This window comes from Paenibacillus sp. 01T431 (genome assembly GCF_056398625.1).
Genome location: NZ_JBFTPT010000021.1, coordinates 85,209 through 92,067, shown reverse-complemented (window position 1 = coordinate 92,067; position 6,859 = coordinate 85,209). Strand labels below are relative to the sequence as shown.

General features: G+C 45.7%; 5 protein-coding genes. 4 read left to right on the top strand and 1 reads right to left on the bottom strand.

Annotated elements, in window-relative coordinates:
• Window positions 1–593 precede the first annotated feature (593 nt).
• Window positions 594–1,880 carry a kynureninase gene (gene kynU / locus AC1DM9_RS29345; protein ID WP_477511108.1) on the bottom strand — a complete coding sequence of 429 codons (1,287 nt, stop codon included), beginning with the start codon at window positions 1,878–1,880 and terminating at the stop codon, window positions 594–596.
• Window positions 1,881–2,166: 286 nt separating this feature from the next.
• Here kynU and gap point away from each other — a divergent pair, with 286 nt between their 5' ends.
• Genes gap through AC1DM9_RS29325 form a run of 4 tightly spaced genes read left to right on the top strand, consistent with a single transcriptional unit; the run spans window position 2,167 to window position 6,815 of the window.
• Window positions 2,167–3,216, top strand: a complete 1,050-nt coding sequence (gene gap / locus AC1DM9_RS29340; protein ID WP_441885300.1) for a type I glyceraldehyde-3-phosphate dehydrogenase — start codon at window positions 2,167–2,169, stop codon at window positions 3,214–3,216.
• On the top strand, window positions 3,153–3,371 hold the full coding sequence (locus AC1DM9_RS29335) for a GapA-binding peptide SR1P (protein ID WP_477583615.1): 219 nt from the start codon (window positions 3,153–3,155) through the stop codon (window positions 3,369–3,371). The genes gap and AC1DM9_RS29335 overlap by 64 nt, the downstream gene beginning before the upstream one ends.
• Window positions 3,358–6,015 carry a pyruvate, phosphate dikinase gene (gene ppdK / locus AC1DM9_RS29330; RefSeq protein ID WP_477583613.1) on the top strand — a complete coding sequence of 886 codons (2,658 nt, stop codon included), beginning with the start codon at window positions 3,358–3,360 and terminating at the stop codon, window positions 6,013–6,015. The genes AC1DM9_RS29335 and ppdK overlap by 14 nt, the downstream gene beginning before the upstream one ends.
• The gene (locus AC1DM9_RS29325) at window positions 6,015–6,815 is read left to right on the top strand and encodes a pyruvate, water dikinase regulatory protein (RefSeq protein ID WP_475449700.1); all 801 of its coding nucleotides are present in this window, start codon (window positions 6,015–6,017) and stop codon (window positions 6,813–6,815) included. Before ppdK ends, AC1DM9_RS29325 begins: the two co-directional genes overlap by 1 nt.
• The last annotated feature ends 44 nt before the right edge of the window (window positions 6,816–6,859 follow it).

Genomic DNA, 6,859 nt, shown 5'->3' with positions numbered 1-6,859 from the left:
AACGAACTCAGAAGACGCTACTAGGCAGGAAAATGCGTTTTCTGAACGCTAACGAACTCCAGAGGCGTTATTGCTCAAAATGATGTCCAAATGTGAGGTAACTTAGGTAAATAGCGAGTGTGGGGTTCGTTAGAGAATAAAACGAGCCTAATTTGATCAAATAGCACCTGTGGAGTTCGTTAGAATGTGTCGAGGTAGGAGCTAGGTTGCGTGATTAGTCTACCAATTCCTAACGAACCCAGTAGACGCTATTGGGCAGAAAATTGTGTTTTCTGAACGCTAACGAACTCCAGAGGCGTTATTGCTCAAAATGATGTCCAAATGTGAGGTAACTTAGGTAAATAGCGAGTGTGGGATTCGTTAGAAAATAAAACAAGCCTAATTTGATCAAATAGCGCCTATGGGGTTCGTTAGAACATGTAGGAGGAGGGATGAGTGAGTAGGCTGACCAGTTGCGTTTTTTATACGGTGATTGAAACTCATTCCATACTATTAATAAACTCCGTAATAATGTCTACCGTCTTTCTTCAAAAGCCCCCGTTCCACTATTTGCGGAGAGGGGGCTTCGTTACAATTGTTATTCGGTTAGTCAACTAGGCAACAACGCCGCGTTTGGTATCAAATGCTTCGTATTGCTTCTCTACGATGATGTTCTTGAGAATTTGTACAGTTTGCCAAACATCTGCATAGGTCGTGTAGAGAGCAACTGGTGCAAGGCGCACGACGTTCGGAGAACGGTAGTCGGGGATGACATGATTTTGCTTCAGAGCTTTGCATATTCGAATCGCCTCATCGTGCTCCAAGCTGATATGGCCGCCGCGGCGGTCATCCTCTTGTGGATTTGCAAGCACATAACCAAGACCCGGCAGCTCATGATTAATTAACTCAACCATGTAGCGTGATATATGCAGTGACTTCTCGCGAATTTGTTCGATCGAAGTCATTTCAAAAATTTCCAATGCTCCAATGAGCGGTGCGATGCTGAATATATGCGGCGTTCCGATTTGGTAAGCGCCTGCAGTGTGCTCGACTGTTAAATTGTGCTCCATATCGAATTGCTTGCTTTTATTAGAGCTGTACCAACCCGTTAAACCAGGAACACGGCCAAAATGCTTCTTGTTCACATAAAGAGAGGCAACGCCGCCCGGTCCGCCATTCAAATATTTATAATTGCACCACAGCGCAAAATCCACGTCCCAATCACTGAAATAATGAGGAATAGAGCCTACCGAATGACAGCCATCAAACCCAATTATAATACCACGAGCATGTGCTTCTGCTGTTAGACGTTTAATATCTAGTAATTGTCCGCTTCTATATAGAACGGTAGGAAGCAGTATAACAGAGATCTCCTCGGACATTGCTGCGATAATATCCTCTTCTTCAATCATCCGGCCATCACGGCTGGCTACACGAACCAGATGTGTCTCGGGATCATACCCTTTTAGGCGAAGCTGGCTTTGCAGAGCATAAATGTCGGTCGGAAAATCGAGATCAGTTGCCATTATTTTCGTACGATTGCCTGATGGTTGATAGAAGGTCGACACAAGCTGATGAATATTCGTCGATGTAGAACCTGTTATAATCACTTCCTCCGCATCTGCCCCGACAAGGGCAGCCATCTGTTTGGAAAGGGATTCAGGCAAGAAAAACCATGGGCGCTCGCCCTGGGTCCAACCATCGATCGTTTGTGTTTTCCAAGACTCAAGCATCTCAAGCATCGTTCGTTCAGCGCGTTTGGAAATGAGGCCAAGCGAATTTCCGTCTAAATAAATCATGCCATCAGGTACATAAAACTCTTCGCGCAAATGTGCCAGCTCATCCATATGATCTAATTGTTTGGCGTATTCTAACGAATAATCCTGCGTAATCGCTTTCAATTATGTCACCTCTTCTTGAGTAAATTCTACTATTGTTTAGATAACTATATTATAATTATGACATGGTGTCAATATTATTCAAAATGGTGTACAATCAACAAAAAGAGTCGATCAAGTGGCGTGCGTAAATCGTCTTAACATTCATACTCACTTCAGTATATGACGCATATATAAAAACTTAGTAAATAATATGCGATTTATGCGTCTTATATAATTATATATTGCGTACTAATTATTTATATGTTATGTATTATATAGATTCAAATCATAACAGGGGGTAATGGTAATGGAGGTTGGAGTAGGCATTAGCGGCACGGGTAGAATTGGCAGATTACTTATACGCAGAGCTTTTTCCAAAAAAATGAAAGGACTGAGGGTTAAAGCGGTCAACTCAACCTATCCTGTTGAGACCATTGCACATTTATTAAAATATGACACGGTACATGGCATCTGGGATGCAGATGTATCTGTACAAGATGGAGATCTCCTGATTAATAATAATAAGATTAAATATTTGACGGAAAAAGATCCTTCGCGGCTTCCTTGGAAGGAGCTTGGCGTAAGGCTGGCAATTGATGCGACGGGTAAGTTTACTGATCGTGAAGGTGCATCAAAACATATTGCGGCAGGTGCCGAGACGGTACTGATTACTGCTCCTTGCAAGGGAGCCGACCTTACGGTTGTGATGGGAGTTAACGAGCATCGCTTTGATTCGAATCGACATCGCATTATCTCCGCAGCCTCTTGTACGACAAACTGTGTTGCTCCAGTGCTAGATGTGCTAGATCAAGCTTACGGCATAAAGCAGGCATGGATGACTACGATACATTCCTACACCAGTGATCAGAATCATATGGACAATCCTCACAAAGATCTTAGACGTGCGCGTGCATGTGCACAATCCATTATCCCCACTTCAACCGGAGTAGGTAAAGCGCTTACTGATGTACTGCCGCACTTAGCTTCGCTCGTTCAAGGTATCTCGGTACGTGTTCCGACTCCTAATGTATCGTTAGTTGACTTGACTGTTCATCTGGACAAAAAGACTTCATATGAGGAAGTAAAACAAGCTTTTGTATTTTCCGCTGCGACGAGCTTAAAATCTTATCTTGATGTAGTCGATATACCGCTTGTTTCATCGGATTACATTGGAAATGAATTTTCAGCTATTATCGATGGTTCATCTCTTATGGTGAGCGGAGACCAATTAAAGGTTTTGGCATGGTATGACAATGAGTGGGCTTATTCCTGCAGAGTCATGGATTTGGCACAATGGGCATGCAATCCACATTCTATCGGAGGTGTAGAGGGATGGAAACAAACCGCTGCAAGGTAAAAATGGGAGTGATACTCTGTAAGCATTGCGATTCAGTCATTGATACCTTGGATACTGAAAAAGTAACGGTCTATTACTTGGAGTGCGGTCAAGCCAATTGCACGAATTACAATTCCGGGAGAAAACAAGGAGGCACGAGTGATGACGAGCAATAGAGTGCTGTTCTTTCATGAAGGCAACGCAGGGATGAAGCATTTGCTCGGAGGAAAAGGTGCTAATTTAGCAGAAATGACGAATGCCGGACTTCCAGTTCCTCCTGGGTTCACAGTTACAACGGAGGCTTGCAGAGCTTATTATGCTGGAGGGCAGCTTTTGCCGGAAGGTCTATTCGTGGAAATCCGGAATGCTTTAATGAAAGTGGAAAAGCTGAAAGGACAATCATTCGGCGGGGATGAGAATCCACTGCTGGTATCAGTACGCTCGGGCTCGGTTAATTCAATGCCTGGAATGATGGATACTATTCTTAATCTAGGGCTGAACGATGTTACGGTAGAGGCGCTTGCTCGTCAAACGGGAAACCCGCGTTTCGCTTATGATTGTTATAGAAGACTCATCCAAATGTTCGGCAACGTCGTATTTGATATCGAAGGTTTATATTTTGAATCATTGCTGCATCAATTGAAGCTAAGCAGATCTATAGAAGATGATAAGGATTTGCCGGCAGAGGCTTGGATGGAATTGATTGTTTCCTATAAACAGTTAATAGAAGCTAAATCGCGAAAAACGTTTCCGCAAAATGTTTACACCCAGCTTGAGCTAGCCGTCGAAGCGGTATTTCGTTCGTGGAACAATCACCGGGCAATCGTCTATCGGAAAGCGTATAACATTCCAGATTATCAAGGAACAGCAGTAAATATTCAATCGATGGTGTTCGGCAATATGGGGGATAACTGCGGAACAGGCGTATTGTTTACCCGGAATCCTTCAACGGGCGCCAAGATGCTCTACGGGGAGTACTTGATCAACGCCCAAGGTGAGGACGTTGTCGCTGGCGTGCGAACACCTCTGCCGATTGCAAAGCTGGAGCAGGAAATGCCAGCAGTATTTAAACAACTTGTAGAAACAGCCGCAAAGCTGGAAGCTCATTATAAGGATATGCAGGATATTGAATTTACGGTGGAGAACGGCTCACTGTTCATTTTGCAGACACGAAATGGGAAAAGAACGGCACAAGCAGCGGTTAAGCTAGCTGTTCATTTTGCCAAGGAAGGCATACTGAAGCGGGAGGAGGCGCTCGCTCGAATAGAGGTGGAGCATTTGGATAAATTGCTTCACCGAGCAATTGATGAGGATGCTAAGCTGGATGTGCTGGCAACGGGACTGCCAGCCTCGCCGGGAGCAGCTACAGGGCAAGTTGTTTTTGATGCTGACAAGTCTGAGGAATGGGTGCGCGAAGGTAGAAGGGTTGTGCTTGTTAGCGCAGAGACAAGTCCGGAAGATATTCACGGCGTAATCGCTGCCGAAGGCGTGCTAACAAGCCGCGGGGGGATGACAAGCCATGCCGCCGTCGTGGCTCGGGGAATGGGCAAGCCATGTGTATGCGGCTGCGAGGAAGTTCGCATCGATAAAGATGATGCGTTATTCACTGCCGGCGAAATCACGGTACGTGAAGGCGATTGGATTACGCTGGACGGTTCCACTGGACGCGTAATTTTGGGCGGAGTGACGCTCAAAGAACCAGAAATTAGCGTGGAGCTGGAGGAGCTGCTCGAATGGGCGGATGAAGTCCGCGATTTGGCCGTTCGAACGAATGCCGACACACCGGAGGATGCCGAGAAAGCAAGAGCATTCGGCGCAGAAGGCATCGGTCTATGCAGAACGGAGCATATGTTCATGTCCGCGGAGCGCTTGCCTGTCGTTCAAGCCATGATCCTAGCAGATACGAAGGAGGAGCGGCAACGAGCACTCGATTTGCTTCTCCCGATGCAGCAAAGCGATTTCGAAGGTATATTTACCGCGATGGATGGTTTTCCTGTAACAATAAGGTTGCTCGACCCACCTTTACACGAATTTTTACCGCATTTGGAGGAGCTGGTCGTGAGACAGCAGAAAATACTCCTAGTTGCAAATGTTCACGAGCATGTCAGCGAAAAGCAAGCATTGGATGCTCTTATACGCAAGGTGCGCAATCTGCAAGAGATGAACCCGATGCTTGGACAACGAGGCTGTCGTTTAGGTATTCTTTTTCCCGAGATTTACGAAATGCAAGCCATTGCGATATTCCATGCTGTAGTGAATTGTAAAAATAGAGGCATTCACGTTTTACCTGAAATTATGATTCCTCTTGTGGGGCATGCGAACGAGCTGAAAGTGATGCGATTGCTTGTTGAAGGTGCTGCTGATACGGTGCTTGGCCCAGATAATGAACACATATCATATAAAATAGGGACGATGATCGAGGTGCCTAGAGCGGCGTTAACCGCAGACAAAATTGCCGAGCATGCTGACTTTTTCTCTTTTGGTACAAATGATCTGACACAAATGACCTTCGGCTATAGTCGGGACGATGCGGAGGGCAAGTTTCTTAGTCATTATGTTGACCATGAGATATTACCTGTAAATCCATTTCAGGTGCTGGACACCGAAGGGGTTGGCCTCTTAGTCGAATGGGCTGTTCAGAAAGGCCGATCGCTTAAACCGCAGCTCAAAACAGGCATTTGCGGGGAGCATGGCGGGGATAAGGAATCGATCTTTTTCTGCCACAACGCGGGATTAGATTATGTCAGCTGTTCCCCTTACCGGGTGCCTCTGGCAAGAATAGCTGCGGCTCAAGCTAAGCTGAAATTCGGAAAACAATGATGCACAATGAGCAGCAATATTTAGTCATTTGCTCTGACTCAATTGGCGAAACCGCCGAGGCGGTTGCTCAGGCGACCATTCGTCAATTTAACCCAGAGCAAGTTACGGTCAGGCGGTTCAGCAATATACGAAGCGTAAATGAGGTTCGGCAAGTTGTTAAGGAAACGGCAGAAAAGGGTGGTTTTATCGCTTATACGCTAGTCCAGCCTGAACTGCGCGAGATGATGAAAGCAGAAGCCACACGATTTCAAATTCGCGCAGTGGACATTATGGGTCCGATGCTTCAGGCGTTTGTGGACACGTATGGAAATACACCTAAACGACAACCGGGCCTGCTCCATGAAATGAATGAGGATTACTTTCGGAGAATAGAAGCGATGGAGTTTGCTGTCAAATATGATGACGGTCGGGATGCCCGCGGCATGCTGCAAGCCCAGGTCGTTCTGATTGGCGTATCCCGTACATCAAAAACGCCGTTAAGTATCTATTTGGCGCATAAAGGCATAAAATCCGCGAACTTGCCCATCATGCCAGAGGTCAATCCACCTATGGAGCTATTCAAAATTCCAAGCCGCCGCATCATTGGACTTACAATGGATGCTGAGCATATTCTTAATATCCGCACGGAGCGGTTGAAAGTGCTTGGACTTCCTACGGGGTCCCAATATGCAACATTTCAGCGTATTATAGAAGAGCTCGAATACGGGCAAGCGTTAATGAAGCAATTAGGCTGCGTCATTATCAATGTGACGAACAAAGCGATAGAAGAAACGGCTGGACTTATTATGGACTATATTTAATTTTACAAAAAACGGGACTGTCCCTTAAGGTCTATGACCTTGAG

Excerpts from the sequence above, each read along its gene's own strand:
- gap (WP_441885300.1), top strand. The coding sequence starts at position 2,167 with ATGGAGGTTGGAGTAGGCATTAGCGGCACGGGTAGAATTGGCAGATTA.
- AC1DM9_RS29335 (WP_477583615.1), top strand. The coding sequence starts at position 3,153 with ATGGGCATGCAATCCACATTCTATCGGAGGTGTAGAGGGATGGAAACA.
- ppdK (WP_477583613.1), top strand. The coding sequence starts at position 3,358 with ATGACGAGCAATAGAGTGCTGTTCTTTCATGAAGGCAACGCAGGGATG.
- AC1DM9_RS29325 (WP_475449700.1), top strand. The coding sequence starts at position 6,015 with ATGCACAATGAGCAGCAATATTTAGTCATTTGCTCTGACTCAATTGGC.